Source organism: Streptomyces sp. NPDC059456 (assembly GCF_042750055.1).
GTDB lineage: Bacteria > Actinomycetota > Actinomycetes > Streptomycetales > Streptomycetaceae > Streptomyces.
Genome location: NZ_JBHYVA010000884.1, coordinates 1 through 2,957 on the forward strand (window position 1 = coordinate 1; position 2,957 = coordinate 2,957).

General features: G+C 75.3%; 3 protein-coding genes. 1 reads left to right on the plus strand and 2 read right to left on the minus strand.

What is annotated here, in order from left to right; translation table 11 throughout:
* A partial coding sequence (locus ACFXA3_RS40030) for a tetratricopeptide repeat protein (RefSeq protein ID WP_385195954.1) occupies positions 1-2,003 on the plus strand: 2,003 nt, incomplete at its 5' end.
* Positions 2,004-2,117: 114 nt separating this feature from the next.
* Here ACFXA3_RS40030 and ACFXA3_RS40035 read toward each other — a convergent pair.
* Together ACFXA3_RS40035 and mca are read right to left on the minus strand one after the other, a co-directional pair.
* Positions 2,118-2,348, minus strand: a complete 231-nt coding sequence (locus tag ACFXA3_RS40035; protein WP_385195956.1) for a hypothetical protein — start codon at positions 2,346-2,348, stop codon at positions 2,118-2,120.
* A gap of 2 nt (positions 2,349-2,350) precedes the next feature.
* Positions 2,351-2,957 (minus strand): mycothiol conjugate amidase Mca (mca, locus tag ACFXA3_RS40040; RefSeq protein WP_385195958.1); only part of this gene is annotated, 607 nt, incomplete at its 5' end.

The window sequence follows — 2,957 nt, forward strand, 5'->3', positions numbered from 1 at the left end:
TGCGGGGGCTGCTCGCGCTCGGCGGGGGGCTCCCGCTGGCCCTGCGCGTCCTGGCCCCGCTCGGCGCCGCCGACGGGGACCCGGCCCCGGCGGCCGGCCCGGCCGCTCCCGGTGGCGCCGGGGCGCTGGAGGACGCCCTCGGCCTGGCCTACGTACGCCTGCCCGAGGAGCGGCGCCGGCTGCTGCGGCGGCTCACGCTGGCCGGCCGGGCCTCGCTCGGCCCGTCGGCGGCGGCGGCGCTGATCGACGCGGACCGGGCGGAGGCGGGGCGGTTGCTGCGGGAGCTGGCGCGGGCGGGCCTGCTGGACCACGTGCGCGGGGAGCGGTACCGGATGCACGACGCGGTGCGCTCGTACGCGGCGGCGCGGCTCGCGGCGGACGAGGACCGGGCGGAGTCCTCGGCGGCGCACGGGCGGCTGATCCGCAACTACGCGCAGCTCGCGGACGCGGTGATCCGGATGGTCGACGGGAAGATGTCGACGCGGGCCGACCACTTCGGCGGGCACGGCTTCGCCTCGCTGGATGCGGCGCTGCGCTGGCTGGACGACGAGTCGAGCTTCATCACGGCGGCGCTGCGGCACTCGGAGGACGTGGACCAGCAGGCGGTGCTCGACCTGCTGGGCGCGCTGTGCGACTTCTGCCTGCTGCGCGGGGACCTGTACCGGCTCGGTGAGATCAACGAGCTGACGCTGGCGGTGGAGGCCGCGCGCGGGGGCCGCCCCGGCCAGGGGCGGCTGGTGCGCTCCGTGCAGTGGCGTACGGGCATCGCGGCGCGCCAGCTCGGCGAGCTGGACAAGGCCCGGACCACGCTGACCTCGGTGGTGGACCAGTACCGGGAGGCACAGCAGGACGCGGGCGCGGGCATGGCCCTGATCTCGCTCGGCATCACCCTGCACCACCAGGGGCAGCTCCCGGAGGCCGCGGCCCGCATCCGCGAGGCGCTGGTCCTCCAGGAGCCGGACAAGCTGGCCGGCGACCGGGCGTGGGGGCTGCACGCGCTGGCGGCGGTGGAGCGGGACCGGGCGCACCTGGCGGAGGCGATGCAGCTGCTGGAGCAGTCGCTGGCGCTGCACCGGGAGAGCGAGAGCGTGCACGGGGAGGCGTGGGCGCACTTCCAGCTGGGGCAGGTGTACCTGCGGCTCGGCGACGTGCCGCGGGCGGAGGCGGAGCTGAAGCTCGCCATGGACCTGTACGGGCGTACGCGCGACGAGCGCGGCCAGGCCTGGGCGCTGACCCAGCTGGGCCGGGCCCGGGTCGTGGACGGGGACCCGGGGCCGGCGCTGGAGCGGCTGCGTGAGGCGCTGGCCCGGCACCGGGAGCAGGAGGACGCGCGCGGGGAGGCGTGGACGCTGTACTACCTCGGGCAGGCGCTGGAGGAGGGCGGCGAGCGGGATCAGGCGGTCCGGGAGCTGGAGCGGGCCCGGACGATGTTCTCGCGGATGCGGGACGTGTACGGGCTGGCGCACGCCCGGCACCATTCGGGCCGGGTGACGCGCGACCAGCGGGCGGCGCAGACGGGGAACCTGAAGAACTCCGGGTTCGCCCGGCAGCTGCTGACGGACGCGCGGGCGGACTTCCGGCGGATCGGGCTGGCGCACGGGGAGGCGTGGACCTGCCTGGAGCTGGCGGTGGTGGACGCGGGCAACGGCCGGGTGTCGCAGGCGCTGGGCCTGTGTGAGGAGGCGGCCCGGCTGTTCATCTCGTACGGGGACCGGCGCGGGGAGGACTGGGCCCGCTTCCTGCGCTGCACGCTGCTGCCGTACGCGCTGCCGGGCGGCGCGGGCGTGGACGAGGCCCGGGCGGAGCTGGCCCGGCTGTCCGCGGCGCCGCATCCGATGCGCGACGGGCGGCTGGAGGACAGCCTGGACACGTACGCGGTGGTCCTGGGGCGCGGGGTGGACCCGGCGGAGGGCTGGCAGGCGTGGCGGCTCGCGCTGGTCCCGAACCTGCACTCGCGGGAAATCATGGGCGTGCCCATGCCACCCGCCTGGCCGGCCGTCTGACCCGGCCGCCCCCGCGCCCGGCCCCGCGGGGCGGGGCAGCGCAGGGTGCGGCCCCGCGCCCCGCCCCGGGGTGCGGGGTGGGGCGGTGGGTCGTCCGCAAGTGCGGGACGGGGCCTACGGGGTCTGGTTCGCGGCGGGGGTGGTGCCCGCCGGGGCCGGCTCCGGGGCTTCCTTGAAGTCGACCCGGCCCATGTGCCGGCTCATCGACTTCATCAGGCCCCACACCGCCAGGGCGAGGGCCGCGAACACGATGAAGCCCAGGACTCCGGGCGTCACCTTGTTCTTGTCGAAGGTGTCACCGGCCAGCGGAAGGAGCTCGGTCAGTGCTGCGTGAGTAGCGCTCATGGCTACGCATTCTCCCGGATGCCCTCGAAGAGGTCGGACTCGGGGAGGGACGTGTCCACGTGGGACTTCGCGAGCTCGTACTCCTCCGTCGGCCAGACCTCCTTCTGGATCTCCATCGGCACGCGGAACCAGCCGCCGTCCGGGTCGATCTGCGTGGCGTGCGCGATGAGCGCCTTGTCACGGATCTCGAAGAAGTCGGCGCAGGGCACGTGCGTGGTCAGCGTGCGCTCGGTGCGCTCGAACTCCTTCCAGCGCTCCAGCCACTCCCCGTAGGGGGACTCCATGCCGCGCGAGAGCAGCGCCTCGTGCAGGGCGACGGTGCGCGGCTTGTTGAAGCCCTGGTTGTAGTAGAGCTTCTGCGGCCGGTACGCCGGGCCGAACTCGGCCTCCGGGTACTTCTCGGTGTCGGCGGCCCCGTCGAACGCCACCATCGAGATCTTGTGGGTCATGATGTGGTCGGGGTGCGGGTAGCCGCCGTTCTCGTCGTACGTGGTGATGACCTGCGGCCGGAAGGCGCGGATCTTCTTCACCAGGCGGCCGGCCGCCTCGTCCCCGTCTGCGAGGGCGAAGCAGCGCTCGGGCGCCGGGGGCGGCGGGGCGCCCGCCGGG

Coding starts and splice junctions, on each gene's coding strand:
- ACFXA3_RS40035 (WP_385195956.1), bottom strand. CDS start 2,348: ATGAGCGCTACTCACGCAGCACTGACCGAGCTCCTTCCGCTGGCCGGT.